The 19,652-nt window shown below is 74.0% G+C and carries 20 protein-coding genes; 3 read left to right on the top strand and 17 right to left on the bottom strand.

Going from position 1 to position 19,652, the window contains the following annotated elements; genetic code table 11:
* Positions 1–41: 41 nt before the first annotated feature.
* From groES to TU30_RS05380, 3 genes are all read right to left on the bottom strand, one after another.
* Positions 42–350, bottom strand: coding sequence for a co-chaperone GroES (gene groES / locus TU30_RS05390; RefSeq protein ID WP_042165190.1), 309 nt, complete (start codon positions 348–350; stop codon positions 42–44).
* 379 nt (positions 351–729) lie between these two features.
* Positions 730–1,533: a polysaccharide deacetylase family protein gene (locus tag TU30_RS05385; protein ID WP_370626557.1), complete on the bottom strand. Its 804-nt coding sequence runs from the start codon at positions 1,531–1,533 to the stop codon at positions 730–732.
* Between the two features lie 134 nt (positions 1,534–1,667).
* Entirely contained in the window at positions 1,668–2,600 is a 933-nt protein-coding gene (locus TU30_RS05380; RefSeq protein ID WP_042165187.1) for a polysaccharide deacetylase family protein, read from the bottom strand.
* A 112-nt stretch (positions 2,601–2,712) separates the two neighbouring features.
* On the opposite strand from TU30_RS05380, the gene TU30_RS05375 reads away from it, so the two are divergent.
* Positions 2,713–3,966, top strand: coding sequence for a methyltransferase domain-containing protein (locus tag TU30_RS05375; RefSeq protein ID WP_042165605.1), 1,254 nt, complete (start codon positions 2,713–2,715; stop codon positions 3,964–3,966).
* A gap of 37 nt (positions 3,967–4,003) precedes the next feature.
* Here the strand turns inward: TU30_RS05375 and TU30_RS05370 are convergent, their stop codons facing one another.
* The 8 genes from TU30_RS05370 to tsaB form a co-directional block, all read right to left on the bottom strand.
* Positions 4,004–5,224, bottom strand: coding sequence for an RNA polymerase sigma factor (locus TU30_RS05370; RefSeq protein WP_042165604.1), 1,221 nt, complete (start codon positions 5,222–5,224; stop codon positions 4,004–4,006).
* A gap of 425 nt (positions 5,225–5,649) precedes the next feature.
* Positions 5,650–6,006: a YciI family protein gene (locus TU30_RS05365; protein WP_042165184.1), complete on the bottom strand. Its 357-nt coding sequence runs from the start codon at positions 6,004–6,006 to the stop codon at positions 5,650–5,652.
* 156 nt (positions 6,007–6,162) lie between these two features.
* A complete protein-coding gene (locus TU30_RS05360) occupies positions 6,163–7,362 on the bottom strand; it encodes an LCP family protein (RefSeq protein WP_176726197.1) in 1,200 nt (399 codons plus the stop codon).
* Positions 7,363–7,536: 174 nt separating this feature from the next.
* Positions 7,537–8,595, bottom strand: a complete 1,059-nt coding sequence (locus tag TU30_RS05355) for a LacI family DNA-binding transcriptional regulator (protein WP_042165180.1) — start codon at positions 8,593–8,595, stop codon at positions 7,537–7,539.
* Positions 8,596–8,911: 316 nt separating this feature from the next.
* Positions 8,912–9,181 carry a hypothetical protein gene (locus TU30_RS05350; protein ID WP_042165179.1) on the bottom strand — a complete coding sequence of 90 codons (270 nt, stop codon included), beginning with the start codon at positions 9,179–9,181 and terminating at the stop codon, positions 8,912–8,914.
* The gene (tsaD, locus tag TU30_RS05345; protein ID WP_042165176.1) at positions 9,178–10,305 is read right to left on the bottom strand and encodes a tRNA (adenosine(37)-N6)-threonylcarbamoyltransferase complex transferase subunit TsaD; all 1,128 of its coding nucleotides are present in this window, start codon (positions 10,303–10,305) and stop codon (positions 9,178–9,180) included. Before tsaD ends, TU30_RS05350 begins: the two co-directional genes overlap by 4 nt.
* Positions 10,298–10,894, bottom strand: a complete 597-nt coding sequence (rimI, locus tag TU30_RS05340; protein WP_078878142.1) for a ribosomal protein S18-alanine N-acetyltransferase — start codon at positions 10,892–10,894, stop codon at positions 10,298–10,300. Before rimI ends, tsaD begins: the two co-directional genes overlap by 8 nt.
* Before the next feature lie 38 nt (positions 10,895–10,932).
* Positions 10,933–11,586, bottom strand: coding sequence for a tRNA (adenosine(37)-N6)-threonylcarbamoyltransferase complex dimerization subunit type 1 TsaB (tsaB, locus tag TU30_RS05335; RefSeq protein WP_042165170.1), 654 nt, complete (start codon positions 11,584–11,586; stop codon positions 10,933–10,935).
* Positions 11,587–11,840: 254 nt separating this feature from the next.
* On the opposite strand from tsaB, the gene TU30_RS05330 reads away from it, so the two are divergent.
* Positions 11,841–12,392 carry a hypothetical protein gene (locus TU30_RS05330; RefSeq protein ID WP_042165600.1) on the top strand — a complete coding sequence of 184 codons (552 nt, stop codon included), beginning with the start codon at positions 11,841–11,843 and terminating at the stop codon, positions 12,390–12,392.
* A gap of 45 nt (positions 12,393–12,437) precedes the next feature.
* Here TU30_RS05330 and TU30_RS05325 read toward each other — a convergent pair whose 3' ends face one another.
* The 5 genes from TU30_RS05325 to TU30_RS05305 all read right to left on the bottom strand — a co-directional run bounded on the left by TU30_RS05325 (position 12,438) and on the right by TU30_RS05305 (position 17,583).
* Positions 12,438–12,629 carry a hypothetical protein gene (locus TU30_RS05325; RefSeq protein WP_042165168.1) on the bottom strand — a complete coding sequence of 64 codons (192 nt, stop codon included), beginning with the start codon at positions 12,627–12,629 and terminating at the stop codon, positions 12,438–12,440.
* Between the two features lie 278 nt (positions 12,630–12,907).
* Positions 12,908–13,426, bottom strand: coding sequence for a tRNA (adenosine(37)-N6)-threonylcarbamoyltransferase complex ATPase subunit type 1 TsaE (gene tsaE, locus TU30_RS05320; protein ID WP_042165165.1), 519 nt, complete (start codon positions 13,424–13,426; stop codon positions 12,908–12,910).
* Positions 13,392–14,645: an alpha/beta fold hydrolase gene (locus TU30_RS05315; protein ID WP_042165163.1), complete on the bottom strand. Its 1,254-nt coding sequence runs from the start codon at positions 14,643–14,645 to the stop codon at positions 13,392–13,394. Before TU30_RS05315 ends, tsaE begins: the two co-directional genes overlap by 35 nt.
* Positions 14,646–14,720: 75 nt before the next feature.
* Positions 14,721–15,923 carry an alanine racemase gene (alr, locus tag TU30_RS05310; protein ID WP_042165160.1) on the bottom strand — a complete coding sequence of 401 codons (1,203 nt, stop codon included), beginning with the start codon at positions 15,921–15,923 and terminating at the stop codon, positions 14,721–14,723.
* 106 nt (positions 15,924–16,029) lie between these two features.
* Positions 16,030–17,583, bottom strand: a complete 1,554-nt coding sequence (locus TU30_RS05305; protein WP_042165157.1) for a bifunctional ADP-dependent NAD(P)H-hydrate dehydratase/NAD(P)H-hydrate epimerase — start codon at positions 17,581–17,583, stop codon at positions 16,030–16,032.
* Positions 17,584–17,829: 246 nt separating this feature from the next.
* Here TU30_RS05305 and TU30_RS05300 point away from each other — a divergent pair, with 246 nt between their 5' ends.
* A complete protein-coding gene (locus TU30_RS05300) occupies positions 17,830–19,020 on the top strand; it encodes a hypothetical protein (RefSeq protein WP_107068372.1) in 1,191 nt (396 codons plus the stop codon).
* A gap of 242 nt (positions 19,021–19,262) precedes the next feature.
* Here TU30_RS05300 and TU30_RS05290 read toward each other — a convergent pair whose 3' ends face one another.
* Positions 19,263–19,634: a holo-ACP synthase gene (locus TU30_RS05290; RefSeq protein ID WP_042165154.1), complete on the bottom strand. Its 372-nt coding sequence runs from the start codon at positions 19,632–19,634 to the stop codon at positions 19,263–19,265.
* Between the last annotated feature and the right edge of the window lie 18 nt (positions 19,635–19,652).

The following is a 19,652-nucleotide window of genomic DNA, read 5'->3' as shown; positions in this document are numbered from 1 at the left end:
GACCAGGGGCGCAGTTCGGAGCAAATCTGCTACGAGGTGACTTACTTCTCGATGATCGCGAGAACGTCGCGGGCCGAGAGGACGAGGTACTCCTCGCCGTTGTACTTCACCTCGGTGCCGCCGTACTTGCTGTAGAGCACGACGTCGCCGACGTTCACGTCGAGTTCGACGCGCTTGCCGTCCTCGATGCGGCCGGGACCGGCGGCCAGGACAACGCCCTCCTGGGGCTTCTCCTTGGCCGTGTCCGGAATGACCAGGCCCGAAGCCGTGGTCTGCTCGGCGTCGAGCGGCTGGACCACAATGCGGTCCTCGAGCGGCTTGATGGCAACCTTGGAGCTGGCGGTCGTCACGATCCGACCTCCCCCTTCGGAGATCTCACGGGGTTAACTGTCTGAGGTGGCGACCAGGTCGATCCGTCGTCGCGGGTGCCGGACCTGCCCGTCGCTGTGTTGGCACTCTCCAGTGGGGAGTGCCAGACCTGAGACTATGACTGCGATTAGCACTCGGTCAAGCGGAGTGCCAATTCACCGCGTGGCGTCGCCGGATTTCCCGTGCGCGCCGACCCGAAAGGCGAACATGCGTTCGGGTGACCGTCCCGAGTGCCGCCGCCCCCGGACCCGTGCTTCGGCCCGAAGAACGGCCCCGTCCTCGGTCCCGAGCTCCACGAGCAGGGCTGCCCCCGGGCGGGCCGGATCGGTGAGCGGTGCCCGTCAGTGACCGCCCGAGGGCTCAAGGGCGCCGGACGTAGTCCTCCAGCCTCCCGACCCTCAGCCCCCGCTCCTCCAGTTCGCGCAGCAGACGCGTCGTCCGTTCCGCCAGGGTCAGGGCCGGGGTCTCGCCCGCGGGGACGGAGATGATGTCGCCGGGCGTCAGACGGTGCGCGCCACGGGTGTACGTGAGGGTGCCGTCACCCTCCAGGGTGACCCGCCAGAGCACGACCGCCGCGATGCCGCAGTCGCCCGCGGCCCGGAGGGTCGTGGTGTCGTACGTGCCGTAGGGCGGGCGGAACAGGTGGGGGCGGATGCCGAAGCGGGACCCGAGCTTGCGCTGCTGGCCGCAGATCTCGGCGCGCTGACCGGCGTAGGGCAGGCCGCGCAGGGCGGGGTGGTCGAGGGTGTGGTTCTGCAGGCTCGCGCCGACCGAGCGCAGCCGGGCGAAGTGGCCGTAGCCGGGCCCCACCACGCTGTCCGTGAGGAACATGCTGACGGGGAGGCGGCGGCCGCGTACGAGGTCGATGAAGCGGGGGTCGCGTTCGGCGCCGTCGTCGTAGGTCAGGAAGACGACCTTGTCCCGGGTCGGGACGTGGTCGACGACGGGCGGGAGGCGGTCCGGCCCGCCGTGGCCGGGCGAGGGGCCCGCGCCGTCGCCCGCCTCCGCCTCGGCCTCCCCGGCCCCGACGCCTTTCCCCGCCCCGGCCCCCGCGGCCGCGTCCGCCCCCCGAACGGCCGGACCCGCCCCCGCCCGGCCTCCGGAAGTGCCCCACCCCGCCAGCACCAGCGGGAGGACGAGACCCGCCACCAGGAGAACCGCCATGGCCGCCCGCTGCCGGATCGGACGGGCCGGCCCGGCAGAACGGGTCGGCCGGATCGGACAGCCGGGCCGGATCCGCCGGATCCGCCGAACGAGGCCGGCCGCCCGCATGCGGCCGGTCGTCCGCGCCGGGCCGGTCACAGGTAGTCCTCCAGGCGCCCCACCGCGTACCCCTCGGCCGTGACCTTGTCCAGGAAGCGGCGGATCATGTCGGGCATGGTGCCCTCCCAGTCGCCGCGGCCCCGGAAGTGGGAGAGGACGATGTCGCCGGGGTGCAACTCCCTGTCCCACTCGCGGTAGTCCCAGCGGTCGACGAAGACCTCCTCGTTCCACAGCGGGGCGTACTCGATGCCGCAGGACTTCGCCGCGCGCAGGGTGTCCTTGTTGTAGTTGCCGAACGGCGGGCGGAAGAGGACGGGGCGTTCGCCGTACCGCTTCTCGATGACGTCCTGCATGCCGCAGATCTCGCGCTTCTGGCGGGCGTAGGACAGGCCGGGCAGGTACGGGTGGTTCAGGGTGTGGTTGTGCAGGCCGACGCCCCTGTCCCGCATCTTCTCGAAGTAGCCGTAGTCCTCCTTGATCACGTAGTCGCTGAGGAACGCGGTGTACGGGATCTTCAGTTCGCTCATCATGCGCAGGAACGCGGGGTCCTTCTCGGCACCGTCGTCGATGGTGAGGAAGACGACCTTGTCCTCGGTGGGGACGGTGGTGAAGACCGGGGGGAGGTCCAGTTCCCGGTGACCGTCGACCTCGAAGCCCTTGCGGGTGGAGATCCGGGGTTTCTCCCGGGGCGCGGACGGGGCGGTCAGGGGCACCCGCTCGAGCCCCCAGCTCTTCGCGGCGGCCACGCGCGCGGCGTGCGCGGCGCGCAGTGTGGTGGCGTAGGAGTCGAGCGCACGGGCCGGGGGCGCGTGGAGGGGCTGGCGACCGCCCGCAGCCGGGTCCGGGGCGGTGGGGTCCTGTCCGCAGCCCGCGGCGAGGGGGGCGAGGGCCGCGAGGGTGAGTACGGCGGCACCGGCCCGTACGCCGCCCCGTGACCACCTTTTATCGTTTTGTCCTACTACTCGCATGGTGCCGGATCCTCGCAGTCCCCCGCACCGTCCCCGGCCCGACACCGCGGCCGGCGGCACACCGTCCACCGACTGGCCGACACCGGACCCGCGCCTGGCCCACAATGAGCCGGTGAACGACCGCACCGCGCCCCACGCCCAGCCCGCCTCGCAGTCCCCCGACGCCTCACCCCTCGCCCTGCTCCTCACCCCCGAGGGCCGCGCCCTCCTCGACGAGGTGCGCGACACCGACCCGACCCGGGAACTCGCCGTCGCGACCCGGCTGCGCCGTGAGCATCCGGCGGAGCTGGTGTCGGCGGCGCTCGGCCAGGCCCGGCTGCGGCAGCGTGCGGTGGCGAAGTTCGGGGCGCAGGACGCCGGGCGGATGTTCTTCACGCCGAACGGGGTCGAGCAGTCGACCCGGGCGAGCGTGGCGGTGTACCGGGCGCGGCGGCTGAAGGAGCTGGGCGTGACGTCGGTGGCCGACCTGTGCTGCGGGATCGGCGGGGACGCGATCGCGCTGGCCCGCGCCGGGATCCGGGTGCTCGCGGTGGACCGGGACCCGCTCACCGCGGCGGCGGCCCGCGCGAACGCGGACGCGCTGGGCCTGGCTGTGCTGATCGAGGTACGGGAGGCCGATGTCACGGAGGTGGACACGGCCGGGTACGACGCCGTCTTCGTCGACCCGGCCCGGCGCGGCGGCCGGGGCCGCGTCTTCGACCCCGAGGCCTACTCGCCCCCGCTGTCCTGGGCGGTCGGGGCGGCCCGCGGGGCACCCCGCGCCGCCGCCCTGAAGGTCGCTCCGGGCATCCCGCACGAGGCCGTCCCCGGCGACGCGGAGGCCGAGTGGGTCTCGGACGGCGGGGACGTGAAGGAGGCGGTGCTGTGGTTCGGCACCGGACGGGCGGCCGCCGGGTCAGGGGGTGCGGTGGCGCCGGCGATCCGCGCGACCCTGCTGCCCGGCCCCCGCACGCTGCTCTCCCGCGGCCTGCCCGACCCCGCGGTGCGTCCGCCCGGCCGGTACCTGTACGAGCCCGACGGCGCCGTCATCCGCGCGCATCTCGTCGCCGAGGTCGCGCAGGACCTCGACGGAGGGCTGATCGACGCGACCATCGCGTACATCACCGCCGACACCCACCGCCCGACGCCGTACGCCACCGCCTACGAGATCACCGACCGGCTCCCCTTCAGCGTCAAGAAGCTGAAGGCACTGCTGCGGGAGCGTCAGGTCGGCACCCTGACCGTCAAGAAGCGCGGCTCGGCGGTGGAACCGGAGGAACTCCGCCGCAAGGCCCTCCCCAAACCGAACGGCACCGCGTCCGTCACCGTCTTCCTCACCCGCGTCGCCGGCGCCCCGACGATGCTGCTCGGGCACCCGGTGCGCTGACCCGCGCACGCGGGACGGCACCCCTGCCTCGGCCCCCTCAGTCCCCCGCCCGTTCCCCCGCCCGCCGCAGCAGCATGTCCCGTTCCCGTTCGTTCCTGGCCAGCGAGGCCGCCCGCGCGCATTCCGCGCGGGCCTCCTCGGTGCGTCCGAGGCGGGCCAGCAGGTCGCCCCGGACGCTCGGCAGGAGGTGGTAGTCCCGGAGCGCCGGTACGCCGGTCAGGGCGTCGACGAGGGGGAGGGCCGCCGCGGGGCCTTCGGCCATGGAGACGGCGACCGCGCGGTTGAGTTCGACGACCGGGGACGGGGCCCGGGCCGCGAGGAGGCCGTAGAGGGCGGCGATGCGGCGCCAGTCGGTGTCCTCGTAGCGGTACGCGTGCGCGTGGCAGGCGGCGATGGCGGCCTGGAGGGCGTACGGGCCCGGGGCGCCGGTGGCGGTGGCGTCGGCGCGGGTGAGGGCGGTGATGCCGCGGGCGATGAGCATGCGGTTCCAGCGGGCCCGGTTCTGGTCCTTGAGCAGCACCGGTTCGCCGTCCGGGCCGGTGCGGGCGGCGGCCCGGGACGTCTGGAACTCCAGCAGCGCGGTGAGGCCGTGGACCTCGGGTTCCCTGGGCATCAGCCCGGACAGCACCCGGGCGAGCCGCAGCGCGTCCTCGCACAGCCCGGGGCGCAGCCAGTCGTCGCCGGCCGTGGCCGCGTACCCCTCGTTGAAGATCAGGTAGATGACGTCCAGGACCGAGCCGAGGCGGGCCTCGCGGTCGGGTCCGTAGGGCACCTCGAAGGCGACGTTCTTCTTCGCGAGGGTCCGCTTCGCGCGCACGATGCGCTGGGCCACCGTCGGCTCCGGGGCCAGGAACGCGCGGGCGATCTCGGCCGTGGTCAGACCGCCGAGCAGGCGCAGGGTGAGGGCGATGCGGGCCTCGGCCGGCAGGGCCGGATGGCACGCGGTGAAGACGAGCCGGAGCAGGTCGTCGTCGATGCCGTCGGGGTCGGCGAGGTCCGCGGGATCCCCGGGCGGGGCGGCGGCCGAGGGGTCCCGGCCGATCTCGGCGAGCTTGCGGGCGTAGTTCTCGCGGCGCCGGACCAGGTCGACGGCACGGTTCCTGGCGGCCCTCATGAGCCAGGCGCCCGGGTTGTCGGGCACGCCGTCCCTCGGCCACTGCTCCAGCGCGGCGACCAGGGCGTCCTGCGCCAGCTCCTCCGCGATACCGACGTCCCGGACGACACGGGCCACGCCTGCGATGACCCGCGGGGACTCCAGGCGGAAGACGGTCTCGACGGTCCGGCGCGCCCGGGCGGAGCCGGGAGTTTCGGAAGTCTCGGCGGACCCGGGAGTCCCGGCGGTCGAGGGCGCCGGGCGGGGAGCGGGGCTGGAGGTGGGCTGCTCTGTCACAACCCACCATCAGACACCCCTGCGGCGCCGGAGCCAAAGAGTCTCCCGCGGGGCCACTCCCCCAGCGAGGCTGCCTCCCTCGCCGGGCCACTCCCCCCACGGGGCTACTTCCCCCGCCGGACCGCTCCCCCCTGCCGGGCTACTTCCCCCGCCGGACCGCTCCCCCCTGCCGGGCTGCCTCCCCAGCCGGGCCACTCCCCCAGCGGGGCTGCTCCCCCCCCTGCCGGGCCGGCCCCCGCCGGGGCACTCCCTCAGCAAGGCTGTCTCCCCCGCCGGACCGCTCCCCCGCCGGGTCAGCCCTCCACGACCTCGCGCACCTCGCAGGTCACCGTCCAGTGCTCCTCGTGCACCTTCAGGAACCGCTTGGTCCACTCGACCGCCTCGGCCATGTCCTTGGCCTGCATCATCGCGTAGCCCCCGATGACCTCCTTGGCCTCGGTGAAGGGCCCGTCGGTCGTCGACAGCTGTCCGCCCTCGTAGTGCACGCGGGTGCCCTGGGCCGTCGGGGTCAGCCCCGCCGTGTCCAGCAGGACCCCGGCCTTCGTCATCTCCTCGAGCAGTTCGCCCATCCGCTGCATCAGTTCGGGGCTGGGGCCCTCCTGGGGGGCGTTGGCCTCGTCGATCCGGACCAGGGAGAGAAAGCGCGGCATGGTGACTCCTCGTGTCGTGGTGCCGTTGCGGCGTTCGCCGTACGGGCCGGGTGTGGCCGGGTGTGTCCCGGCCTCTCACCCCTGCGTCGAACGGGCGACGGCCGAATCGACACGCTCCCCCGGATTTCCCGGAACTTTCTTCCGGCGCGCCGCACCTCACCGCAGCGACGCCCACAGCTTCTCCGCCTCCGGCTGCTGTGCCACCACCCGGTTGGAGTCCCAGGGCGCCGGGAGCACCGGCATCGTCACGGTGGTGACGGCGGGCGACGACAGACCCTGCAGGCTCTGGGCGAAGCGGGTCAGCTCGGCCAGCGAGTCCAGGCCGGTGTCGGTCGTGAGACTGCTGGTGACCGCGTCGGCGATCTCGTACAGCTCGGTGGGGTCGGTCAGCAGGCTCTGCTTCCCGATCTGGTCCAGCAGCGCCTTCACCAGCGTGTGCTGGAGATCTATGCGGCCGAGGTCGCTGCCGTCCGCTGTGCCGTAGCGGGTGCGGGCCATGGCCAGGGCCTCGGTGCCGTCCAGGTGGTGGGTGCCCGCTTCGAGGTGCAGCCGGCTCAGGTCGTCGTCGATGTCCTCGTCCGTGGTGACGGTGACGCCGCCGAGCGCGTCGACCAGGCGGGCGAAGCCGGTGAAGTCGATCTCGACGTAGTGGTCCATGCGGACGTCCGTGAGCAGCTCGGCCGTCTTCACCGCACACACCGGCCCGCCCACCTCGTAGGCACTGTTGAACATCGCGTGGGACACCGGCTGCGTCGACCCGCCGTCCGGCAGCGGGCAGGCCGGGCGGTCGACCAGGGTGTCGCGCGGGATGCTGACCACGGTCGCGGCGGTCCGGCCGGCGTCGAGGTGGACGACCATGGCCGTGTCGGAACGGGCCCCGCCGCTGTCACCGCCGCCGAGCGCCTGGTTCTCCCCGCCGCTGCGCGAGTCCGAGCCCAGCACCAGGATGTTGAGGGAGCCCGTCGGCAGGGGTGGGGCGGACGCCGAAGCGCCCTGGTCCGAGGCCGTCGTCCCCCTGGGCGGGCGGTCGTCGCCCAGGGCGCCGTTGATGTCGACGCTCCTGACGTTGTCGCCCAGCTGCCAGTACGACCAGCCGGCCGCCCCGGCGCCCAGCACCAGCACGCCCGCCAGCGCGAGGCCGGCGAACCTCAGGGCCCGCGCCCGGCGACGGGCCGGCTGCCGATCCGCCGACGGGCCCGCCACCCGGCCTGTCACCGGGTCCGTCACCGGTTCCGTGGGCGGGTCCGCCCGTACGTCCGCGTCTTCGGAGGGGTCCGAGGGCGTGTCCGGAGGGACCTCGCCCCCGCCTTCGTCGCGCCCGTCACCGCGGCCCCCGTCGTGGCCCTCATATCCCATCACAGACAGGAACGTAAGTCCGAATTATGACAACGAGCACTCCCCGGACCGTTTTCTTGTGAAGTTCTCAGACTTCACAGCCCGCACTCACCCGGGACACGCGCCGAAACTTTCGGAACCGTCGGCGGCAGCCTTCGAGCAGTGTCCGGCCGGCCTCCTCGAGCCCGGCAACCGTCACTCCCCGGCCGGCGGCGCCCCCGTGCTGCTGCGCACCACCAGGCTCGTCGCCAGTTCCACCCGGGTCGCGGCGGCCGCGGGGTCCTCGCCCTTGCCGAGGTCGAGGACCAGCCGGGCCGCCGCCTCCGCCATCTCCGTCAGCGGCTGCCGCACGGTCGTCAGCGGCGGCCCCACCCAGCGGGCCACCGGCAGGTCGTCGAACCCCACCACGCTCAGGTCCTCGGGAATCCGCAGGCCCAGCTCACGCGCGGCCTCGTAGAGGCCGAGCGCCTGGAGGTCGTTGCCGGCGAAGACCGCGGTGGGCCGGTCGGGCCGGCGCAGCAGGGCGAGGCCCTGGCGGTACCCGGTCTCGTGGTGGAAGTCGCCGGCCATGACCAGCCCGGGGTCCACCGGAAGTCCGCCGGTCTCCAGCGCGGCCCGGTAGCCGTCCATGCGGGCGCGGCTGCACATCATCTGCGAGGGCCCGCTGATCGCCCCGATCCTGGTGTGACCGAGCTCGACCAGGTGCCGGGTGGCGGCGAGCCCGCCCTGCCAGTTGGTCGCGCCGACGGAGGGCACGTCGGTGCCGGGGTCGCCGGCCGGGTCCATCACCACGAACGGGATGGACCGGCTGGTCAGCAGCGCCCGCCCGGACTCGTCGAGGCCGGACAGGACGAGGACCACCCCGTGCGGGCGGCGCGCGGCGACCTGGTCGGCCCAGGTCCGCCCCGGGGTGAGCCGCCCCGCGCTCTCGGAGAGGACGACGCTCAGCCCCGCGTCCCTCGCCACGTTCTCCACGCCCCGGATGACCTCCATCGCCCAGGCGCTCTCGAGTTCGTGGAAGACCAGGTCGATCAAGGGCGAACGGGTGGCCTCGGCACGCCGTCGCCGGTAGCCGTGGGCACGCAGCAGTTCCTCGACCCGGCTCCGGGTGGCGGGGGCGACATCGGCGCGGCCGTTGAGGACCTTCGAAACAGTCGGTGCCGAGACACCGGCCTCGCGGGCGATCTCGGCGAGGGTCGCAGTCTGCGCGCTGCGCCCTCGCGTCCGGGTTTCGGCGGGCTGCGAGGAAGTCATGGCCGCGATCGTATCCCTACGGGCCCTCTTGACGAAGTGTTCCCCGAGTCACGGGATCCCGGAACATTCGACACACTTTACGAAATATTGGTAGGCCATGGTGGACCCGGACCTCGGCACGCGGGCGCCGGCCCGTGCCCGGCGCCGGATCGCTGCGGCGGGGCCCACCTGACCCTCACCGGCCCGCTCCGCGAAACCGGCCCGGGCCGAAGGCCGGTGTGCGGGACGGAGGTCACGGGCACGGCATGAGGGGGCGGGGGGGAGCCGGGCCGTCAGCCCCGGCCGGCAGCCGCCCGTCGGCCGGTGGCCGCGCCGGTCACCTCGCGCCCACCGACTCGAAGCGCCACCGGTGCACCGCGCGGGTGACCAGGCCCCCGGTCGGTTCGGGGAGTTCGGGGAGGTCGGCGTCGTACGGGGCGTTCCACCAGGTGATGACGAGGACCCGGTCCTGCGGGGCGCGGAAGGCCTCCCGGCGCAAGGGGGCCGGGTCGGCGGGCAGTTCGCGCAACTGCTCCTCGGTCCAGGCCAGCAGTTCCTCACCCCGGCCGGGCACGGCCCGTGCCTCCCACATCAGCGCGACGGTCACGAGTACAGGTTCTCCCCGCCGACCTCGTGCACGTGATCGTGCGTGTGCGTGTGCGCCTGCGCCTGCGCCTGCGTGTGGGTCTCGCCCGGTACGTGGGGTTCCGTCACGGGGAGGGAGGAGTCCGCGGACAGGTCCCAGTCGGACGCCGCCCGGCCCCGGGCGACCATCTCGGCGCCCAGGGCTGCCACCATCGCACCGTTGTCCGTGCACAGCCCCGGGCGCGGTACGCGCAGCCGGATGCCGGCCGCCTCGCAGCGTTCCTGGGCCAGCGCCCGCAGCCGGGTGTTGGCGGCCACTCCGCCGCCGATCATCAGATGGTCGACGCCCTCGTCCTTGCAGGCGCGTACGGCCTTGCGGGTGAGCACGTCCACGACCGCCTCCTGGAAGGAGGCCGCCACGTCACGCACCGGGACCTCCTCCCCCGCCGCCCGCCTGGCCTCGATCCAGCGGGCCACGGCCGTCTTCAGACCGGAGAAGGAGAAGTCGTACGCGGGGTCGCGCGGCCCGGTCAGCCCGCGCGGGAACGCGATCGCGGACGAGTCGCCCTCGCGCGCGTACCGGTCGATGACCGGGCCGCCGGGGAAGCCGAGGTCGAGCACGCGCGCGATCTTGTCGAAGGCCTCGCCGGCCGCGTCGTCGATGGTGGCGCCCATCGGGCGGACGTCGGAGGTGATGTCCGAGGAGAGCAGCAGCGAGGAGTGGCCGCCGGAGACCAGCAGCGCCATCGTCGGCTCGGGGAGCGGCCCGTGCTCCAGCTGGTCGACGCAGATGTGCGAGGCGAGGTGGTTGACGCCGTAGAGGGGCTTGCCGAGGGCGTAGGCGTACGCCTTGGCCGCCGAGACGCCGACCAGCAGCGCGCCGGCGAGCCCCGGACCGGCGGTGACGGCGATGCCGTCCAGGTCCCGGGCGCTCACCCCGGCCTCCTTCAGGGCGCGCCCGATCGTCGGCACCATCGCCTCCAGGTGGGCGCGGGAGGCGACCTCCGGGACGACACCGCCGAAGCGGGCGTGCTCGTCGACGCTGGAGGCGACGGCGTCCGCCAGCAGGGTGGTCCCCCGGACGACGCCGACACCGGTCTCGTCGCAGGAGGTCTCGATCCCCAGCACCAGGGGTTCGTCAGCCATGGGTCTCGGTTCCTTCTACGCCGTTCACGGGGTTCACGGGATTCACGGGGGCCGTGGAGGCGGCCGTGGGGGGCACCGGGTCCACGGGGGCCGCCGGGGTGACGGAGACGGACGGGTCGGTCAGCCGCATCACCAGGGCGTCCACGTTTCCCGGCTGGTAGTAGCCCTTCCTGACCCCGATGGTCTCGAAGCCGAAGCGCTCGTACAGTTTCTGGGCCCGGACGTTGTCGATCCGGCACTCCAGCAGCACCTCGGCGCACTCGAACGCGGTCGCCGCCCGCAGCAGTTCCGTCAGCAGCCGCGAGCCGAGGCCGGTGCCCCAGTGGTCCCGGCGCACGGCGATGGTCTGGACGTCGGCCACCCCGGTCACCCCGCCCGTGTCCTCGCCGCCGTCGGCCGTCGCGCCGGCGGAGGTGAGACCGGCGTATCCGACGAGCCGGCCGTCCTCCTCGGCGACCACGTAGCGGCGGGTCGCGGCGGGGCCGCGCGCATGGGCCAGCTCGGACCAGAACATCCCCCGTGACCAGGCGTCCTCGGGGAACAGCTCGCGCTCCAGCTGGAACACCCGCTCGATGTCCCACCAGCGCATCTCGCGCAGCGCGACCTTCTCGGGCCCTGTCACTCGTGTCACTTGGGGGTGACCACCTTGTAGTTCTTGGGGACCTGGGCATCGGGGCGGCGCAGGTACAGCGGCCGCGGCGCGGGCAGCTGCGCACCGGCCGCCAGCCGCTCGGCGGCCAGCCGGGCGAGGGCGGCGGCACTCACGTGCTCGGGCTCGTGCGCCTTGGGGAAGGTATCGGGGTACAGCAGCGCGCCGGCGCCGACCGCGGGCAGCCCCGCGACCCGGCCGGCGATGTCGGCGGGCCGGTCGACGGCGGGGTCGGTGAGGCGGGTGCGGGAGTCGGCGTACCGCGCCCAGTAGACCTCCTTGCGGCGGGCGTCGGTCGCCACGACGAAGGGGCCCTCCAGGTCCGCGGCGTACGCGAGGCCGTCCAGCGTGCACACACCGTGCACGGGAACACCGAGCGCGAGCCCGAAGGTGTCCGCGGTCATCAGGCCGACCCGCAGCCCGGTGTACGGCCCGGGGCCGATGCCGACGACGATCCCGGTGAGGGCGTCCGCCTTCACACCGGCCGCGGCGAGTACCCGGTCGATCGCCGGGAGCAGCAGTTCGCCGTGGCGGCGGGCGTCCACCTGACTCGACGAGGCGATGACGTCGTCGCCGTCGTGCAGCGCGACGGTGACGGCAGGGGTGGCGGTATCCAGAGCGAGCAGGAGCACACAAACAGCCTACGGCTCCCGGCGCCCCGTGTCGGACGGCCCGGTCGGACGGTCACGTACTGCTACCGTCACATCGACGTACGCACACTCCGGGACGGTCCTGGACGATCCGTGACTTTCCCGCAGGGCCCGCGGTCATCCCGAAAGGTCACCACCGGGTGGCACGGAACGGCCGGGCGACCGCGAGGCGGTACGGGGCGACGTCGAGCGGCGCAGAAACACAGAGGTACAGCGGCACAGAGGCGGTGACGGCGGTGGCAGGCAACAGCTCGGCGATCGTGGCGGGGCTGACCGCGGCGGCCCTCCTGACGGTGGGCGTCCTCGGCTACCAGGCATCCGCGAACGCGCCGGCCACTCGGCCCGCCGCCCGCGCGGGCACCGTACCGGCGGCCCTGCAGGCCGACCGGGGCGAGGACTCCTCCCCCACCGGCCCGCCCCGGGGGTCCGGCCGGGGCATCCGGGTCGTGTACGCGCTGGACGACGACCGGGTGTGGCTGGTCGAGAAGGACGGCACGGTCCGGCGCACCTTCACGGTCAGCCCCAGCACGGTGGACCCGGAACCGGGCACCTACCACGTCACCTCCCGCTCGGGGTCCGTCACCGGATCGGACGGCATCCCGGTCGAGCACGTCGTCCGCTTCGCCACCCGCAACGGCACCGGGATCGGTTTCAGTGCGGCGGTCGACGGCTCGGCCCCGCAGCTGGACCCGGAAGTCCCCACCGGCGGTATCCGCGAAACCCGCGCGGACGGCGAGGCGATGTGGAAGTTCGCCACCATCGGCCGCAAAATCGTCGTCGTGCGGTAGGCACGACGCCGACCGCGCCCCGCGGGCCGGCGACCCACGCCGCGATCAGGCGGCCTCGCGGTGGCCGTTCACCGGCCCGGCGAGCCGGGGCTGCGGGCGGGGGTGCGGCTCGGGAGCGCGGGGCGGGGTGGAGATCGCGGCGGCGGCCTCGCCGGCCGCCAGCAGATCGCGCATCGACACCCCGGTGAACGACTGCGGCCGTGCCTCGGTCCGGCGAGAGCTCTCGGTGGCCGGCATGGACGCCTCCTGGGGCCGGGGGCGGAAGTAGTTAGGTAGACCTAACCACGAGCTGGATACCATGTGACCACGCCCGGGGCACCGAACGCAACATTTTGCCGACACCTTGTCGGAACGCACGGCGAACAGACACCGCGGACACACGAAACCGGGCACCACGGGCGGCAGGTCGCCTGCCGCCCGCCCAGGCCCTCCGGACCGACGGTGCACTCAGGTCGTCCGGACCAACAGGCCGTCCGGCCGTCCGGACCGACAGGCCGTCCGGGCCGACAGTGCGCTCAGGCGGACAGTGCGCTCAGGTCCGTGCCCGCCCAGCGGTCGCCCAGACCGGTCAGCGTCACGTGCCGTACCTCGTCCGTGGTGTCGCCGACCGCGCGGTGGATGACGATCTGGAGCCGGTCGTCGGTCAGCTCCTCGATCCTGCCCTCGCCCCACTCCACGACGATCACCGAATCGGGCAGCGAGACGTCGAGATCGAGGTCCTCCATCTCGTCCAGCCCGCCCGACAGCCGGTACGCGTCGACGTGGACCAGCGGCGGGCCGTCCCCCAGGGACGGGTGCACGCGGGCGATCACGAACGTCGGGGAGGTGACGGCACCCCGCACCCCGAGCCCCTCGCCGAGCCCGCGGGTCAGCGTGGTCTTGCCCGCGCCCAGCTCGCCGGTGAGCATCACGAGGTCGCCGGCGCGCAGCAGCTTGGCGAGGGCGCGACCCAGGTCCCGCATCCGGTCGGCCGAGGTGATGGTGAGCTCGACGGACGGCTCAGCCCGGTTGTGCGCTGCCGCTGGTGTTTCCATAGCCACCCACGGTAGCTCCTGCGGGTACCGCGCCCACACGGACCAGCAGGTCCGCGAGACGGTCGGTGACCACTTCCGGATGCTCCAGGATGACCAGGTGCCCGGCGTCAGGTACCAGCACCAGCTCGGCGTCCGGCAGCAGACCGGCGATGACCTCGCTGTGCTCGCTGGGCGTGATCAGGTCGTGCACCCCCGCCAGCACCAGCACCGGGAGACCGGTGAAGTGGGCGAGGGCCTCGGTCTTGTCGTGCTCGTGGAACGCCGGGTAGTACTCGGCGACGACGTCGATCGGGGTGGACTCGATCATCCGCTCGGCGAACCGGGCGACGGCCGGGTCGACGTCCCGGGCCGCGAACGAGTACCGCTTGATGATCCCTGCGAACAGGTCCACGGTGGCCCGGCGCCCCTTCTCCACCAGTTCGGCCCGCTGTCCCAGCGCCTTCAGTATCCCCGGCAGCACCCGCCGCACCGCGTTGACCCCGGCAACGGGCAGCCCGAAATTGACCTCGCCCAGCCTCCCCGGCGACGTGCCGACGAGGGCGACGCCGACGACCCGCTCGCGTATCAGCTCGGGATACCGGTCGGCGAGGGCCATCACCGTCATGCCCCCCATGGAGTGCCCGACCAGCACGACCGGGCCCTCGGGGGCGGCGGCCTCGATGACGGCCTTGAGGTCCTGCCCCAGCTGGTCGATGGTGACCGGCTCGCCCCGCTCGACCTGGGCCGCGCCCCGCCCGGAACGGCCGTGGCTGCGCTGGTCCCAGTAGACGGTCCGCACGACGCCCCTGAGCGCGGCCCGCTGGAAGTGCCAGGAGTCCTGGCTGAGGCAGTAGCCGTGGCTGAAGACGACGGTGACGGGGGCCGACGACTTGCGGCCGAACAGCCGACGGCGGCGCGCGGGGGTGGCGTCCGGGTCGGGATCGGGGTCGTCGACCTCGTAGTACAGCTCGGTGCCGTCCTCGGCGTACGCCGTGCCGGGGGTGCCGCGCAGCGAACCGTACGGTCCCGTGGAGTCCAGGGCGAGCCGGGCCTTCCTGCGCATGCCCCGGCCGACGGTCATCCGCTCTATGGCGACCCCGGCGGCGGCACCCGTGGCGAGCACTCCTATCGCCATGCCGGCGACCCCGGTCGCCCGGCGCCAGCCACCGGGCACTTCGGCGACGGAGGCGGCAGCCGTCATGGCGGCGTCCCGGGCAGCCTCCGCACTGCTCTCGCTCACGTACTGGCTCCTCTGTCGTTCCGGTCGTTCCGGTAGTTCCTCATGCGCGTGCGGTCGGACGGGCGTACGGACGTACTACTTCGTCACGTCGCTCACGTCGCCCGTGCCGTCCGCGGCGTTCACGTGGACGCGCGGGACGCGGGTTCCGATCCGGGTGACGATCTCGTACCCGATGGTGCCCGCGGCCTGCGCCCAGTCCTCGACGGTGGGCTCGCCGCGGTCCCCGGGGCCGAAGAGCACCGCCTCGGTGCCCGGCGGGGGTTCCTCCCCGCCGAGGTCGACGACGAACTGGTCCATCGCGATCCGTCCCGCGGCCGTACGCCACTTGCCCTCGACCAGCACCGGACCGGTGGAGGAGGCGTGCCGGGGAATGCCGTCCGCGTAGCCGAGCGGGACCAGACCGAGGGTGGTGGCGCCCGGGGTGACGTAGTGGTGGCCGTACGAGACGCCGTGTCCGCCCGGGACGTTCTTCACCAGCGCGAGGGAGGCGGTCAGGGTCATCACCTGGCGCAGCCCGAAGTCGGCCGGGGTGCCGATCTCGGGGCTGGGTGAGACGCCGTACAGGGCGATGCCGGCCCGGACGAGGTCGAAGTGGCTGTCGGGGAGGGTGAGAAGGGCGGGCGAATTGGCGATGTGCCGGACCTCGGGGGCGACGCCCTGCTGCTCGGCGTGCGCCACCATCTCCCGGAAGCGGGTGAGCTGGGCGTCGATGGAGGGGTGGCCCGGCTCGTCGGCGCAGGCGAAGTGCGACCACAGGCCGGTGACGCGCAGCAGGCCGTCGGCCTCGGCGGCGAGCGCCGCGGCGACCAGCCCGGCCCAGTCACCGGGCGCGCAGCCGCCGCGCCCGAGGCCGGTGTCGGCCTTGAGGTGCACGCGCGCGGGCCGCCCGGCGAGGCGTGCGGCCGCGGTGACCTCCTCCAGCGCCCACATGCCGCCGACGGAGACGTCGAGGTCGGCCTCGATCGCCTCCCGCCAGGGCCCGCCGGGTGTCCACAGCCAGCACAGGACGCGTACGCCGGCGGAGACGCCGGCGCCGGGCGCGCGCAGCGCCAGCGCCTCCTGCGGGGTGGCCGTGCCGAGCCAGGACGCCCCGGCCTCGACGGCCGCCCGCGCGCAGGCGAGGGCGCCGTGCCCGTACGCGTCCGCCTTGACCACGGCCATGAGGGCGGCGCCGGGCGCGTGGGCGCGCAGGCTCCGCACGTTGGCGCGCAGCGCGGCCAGATCGATCTCGGCACGGGCCCGCAGGGTCGCGCTCCGCACAGCATCTGTCTCGTTCATCGCGCCCCAGTGTCTCAGAGCGGTACGGGCTCCCACCGGGAGTGGTACGGCCGGGGCGGGCAGCGGTACGCCGCCACCGGCGGCCGGGGGCGGGGCGGAGGCGGGGTCATCCGCGGGTGACGTCCCGCCACGCCGCCGGGATCGCCGCCGCCACGTCGTGCGCCCCCGCCGGTGCGCCGTCCGCCGCGTAGCGTCCGGCGAGTCCGTGCAGGTAGGCCGCCACGCTGCCGGCGTCCCGGGCCGGCAGACCCGCCGCCAGCAGTGAGCCCGCGAGGCCGGACAGGACGTCCCCGCTGCCGGCCGTGGCCAGCCAGGACGTGCCGGTCGGGTTCACCCGTACGGCGGTGCCCTCCCCCTTCCCGCCCTTACCGCCCTCGCCCCCGTCTCCCGGGTCGGCGACCAGGGTCGTGGAGCCCTTGAGCAGTACGGTCGCTCCGTACCGTCCGGCCAGTTCACGCGCCGCGGCCAGCCGGCCGCCCTCGACCTCCTCCCGCTCGACGCCGAGCAGCGCGGCGGCCTCTCCGGCGTGCGGGGTCAGCAGGGTCGGCGCGCTGCGGGCCCGTACGGCCGAGGCGTCGGCGAGCCGCAGGCCGTCCGCGTCGACCAGCACCGGGACGTCGGCCGCCAGCACCTCCGCCACCGGCCCGGCGTCGTCGCCGGCGCCCGGCCCGGCCACCCACGCCTGCACCCGTCCGGCGTGCTTCGGTCCCCGGTCGGACACCAGCGTCTCGGGGAAGCGGGCGATCACGTCCTGTGCGGCGGGACCGACGTACCGTACGGCCCCGGCGCCGCCCCGCAGCGCGCCGGCCACCGCGAGCACGGCGGCGCCGGGGTAGCGGGCGGACCCGGCGACGACGCCGACGACACCGCGCCGGTACTTGTCGCTCTCCGCACCGGGCACCGGCAGCAGGCGGGCCACGTCGGCGTGCTGGAGCGCCTCGAGCACCGGGCCGACGGCCCCTGCGGGCCCTGCTGATCCCGCAGTCCCCGCGGGCAGGTCGAGGCCGATGTCGACGAGCCGTACGGAGCCCGCGTACGCGCGCGCCGGGTCGACGAGCAGGCCCGGCTTGTGCGTCCCGAAGGTCACCGTGAGGTCGGCCCGGACCGCGGTGCCGCGCACCTCGCCGGTGTCCGCGTCGACGCCGCTCGGCAGGTCGACGGCGACGACCGCGGCACCCGACCGTTCGGCGGCCTCGGCGAGCGGCACCGCCGCCGGGCGCAGCCCGCCCCTGCCGCCGATCCCGACGATGCCGTCCATGACGAGATCGGCCCGCCGGACGGCGGCGACGGCATCGGTGTCCGCCCGGGTTCCGCTTCCGGCGCCGGCGTCGGTGGTCCCCACGGTCCGGCCGCCCGCCCGGCGCAGTGCCGCGAGCCCTGCGGCGTGGGTGTGCTCCGGCGCGAGCAGCACCGCCGTGACGCCTGCGCCGCGCCGGGCCAGCCGGGCACCGGCGTAGAGGGCGTCGCCGCCGTTGTCCCCGCTGCCGACCAGCAGGACGACCCTGCTGCCGTAGACCCGGCCGTGGCCCCGCCCCAGCAGGTCCGCGCAGGCCGCGGCGAGCCCGGCGGCGGCGCGCTGCATCAGCGCGCCCTCCGGCAGCCGCGCCATCAGGTCCCGCTCCGCCGCCCTGACCGTCTCCACGCTGTACGCAGTACGCATACGTCCGAGTGTCCCCCACGCCCCGTCCCGCACACCCGCTCCGATGCCGCTCGCGGGAAGCCCTCCCCGCTCCCCCTCCCGCGCCCCGGAAACCGGTCGAAAGTTGTCGGAGCCCGTCCCCCGGTCGCAGCCATTGACGACGTGCCGCCCCCTCGCCACACTCACCACCCCCCACCGCGTGAATCGATTCAGTCGAATCGGTTCGACGCGACGAGAAGAGCCAGAGGAAGAGGAAGCAGAGACCCCATGGGACGCAGAGCCGCACTCCTCGCCGCAGCCGGCGCCACCGCACTCCTCACCACCGCGGGCGCGCTGACGGCCCCCGCCACCGCCGCACCCGCACCCGCCCCCGCTCCCGTCGTCCAGGAGGCCCCCGTCCGGGCCGCGGCCTGCGGTGACGGCTCCTACCAGGCCGAGGCCGTGCAGAGCGGCAGCACCTGGACCTCCCGGCGCGGCAGCAGCGTCGTCTACACCGGTACCGACATGCGCGCGGCCGTCCAGTCGGCGGTCAGCAGCCTGTCCTCGGGCCGCACCTCCAAGGAACGGGTGGTGGTGCGCGGCTCGGGCTCGATCTCCGCCGGTTCGCGCATCTCGCTGCCGAGCTACACGGTTCTGGACGTGTGCGGCACGATCAACGTCACGGGCAGCGGCTCCGGCGACCAGGCCCCGGTCTACTCCCGCGGCACGCGGGACGTCGAGGTCCAGAACCTCAGCGTCACCGGGACCCCGCTGTACGGCATCTTCCTGCGCAACGTGCAGAACGTGGTCCTGGGCCAGATCGACATGCGCCTCTCGCGCGGCCTCGGCGTCCGCATCGACAACCGCGGCGACACCAGCCAGTGGACGAGGAACGTCCGCATCGACAACGTCTACGTGTCCGGCGCGTCCAGCCACGCCGTCGAGACGTACGGGGTCGACGGCCTGACCGTCGGCACGGTGACGGCCCGCAACGTCGGCGAGTCCGGTCTCCTCCTCAACCAGACCGTCAACGCCACGGTCGGCAGGGTGGACGCGGAGAACGTGGGCACCGGCACCGGTTACGCCGCGTTCCGCATGGCCAACCGCAACGGGCGGGTCGGCAGTTCGTACCCGACCAACATCCGCGTCGGCGAGGTCGTCGCGCGGGGCGGCGGACGCGGCGTGTTCTGCGTCTCGGAGAGCGGCGGCGCGACGATCGACCGGATCAGCCTGTCCCACACGGGCAACAACGCGATCCTGATCGAGAACTGCTACAACGTCAGCCTCGCCGCCCAGAGCGGCACGGTCACGGGCGGCGGCGAGATCAGGCTGGCGGCGCGCACGGAGTTCGCGAACAACCGGGACATCACCGTGCAGAACCTGACGGTGACCAACTCCTCGATCCGCGAGAGCCCCTGCGGCGAGAACACCACGTTCCGCAACAACAGGCTGGTCAACAGCAGCCAGTCCATCTGCTGACGGAACCGGCGACGACAAGGTGACCGGCCGGCGAAGGCGAAGGCGAAGCCCCGCACGCCCGGCCGGTCACCGGCGCCGCCGCCCGCGCCCCGCCCGCCGGGCCATCCGCACCCTTCTCACGACTGTGAACACCACGACGAGCAGGGCGGCGGCGGCGAGAAGCACCTCTCCCCACACCGGCAGCCGCCCTCCGACCTCCCCGACCCCGGGAAACCCCAGCAGACCCGGCCGGCCCATGTCCGTCACCCTTCGGCGACGACGACCGCCGAGGCCACCCCGGCGTCATGGCTGAGCGAGACGTGCCACGACCGCACCCCCAGTTCCTCGGCCCGCGCCGCCACGGTCCCCTTCACCCGCAACCGCGGCTGCCCGCTGTCCTCGCAGTACACCTCGGCATCGGTCCAGTACAGCCCGCCGGGCGCACCGAGCGCCTTGGCCAGCGCCTCCTTGGCGGCGAACCGCGCGGCCAGCGAGGCGACCCCCCGCCGCTCGCCGCCGGCCAGCAGCAGCTCGCTCTCCACGAACAGCCGCCGCGCGAGACCCGGCGTCCGCTCCAGCGACGCCGCGAACCGCTCGATCTCGGCCACGTCGATCCCGACCCCGATGATGCTCATGCCGAGCACTTTACGGCG

This window comes from Streptomyces sp. NBRC 110035 (genome assembly GCF_000829695.1).
In the GTDB taxonomy this organism is placed as follows: Bacteria; Actinomycetota; Actinomycetes; order Streptomycetales; family Streptomycetaceae; genus Streptomyces.
This window is presented reverse-complemented; position numbering and strand designations above follow the sequence as displayed.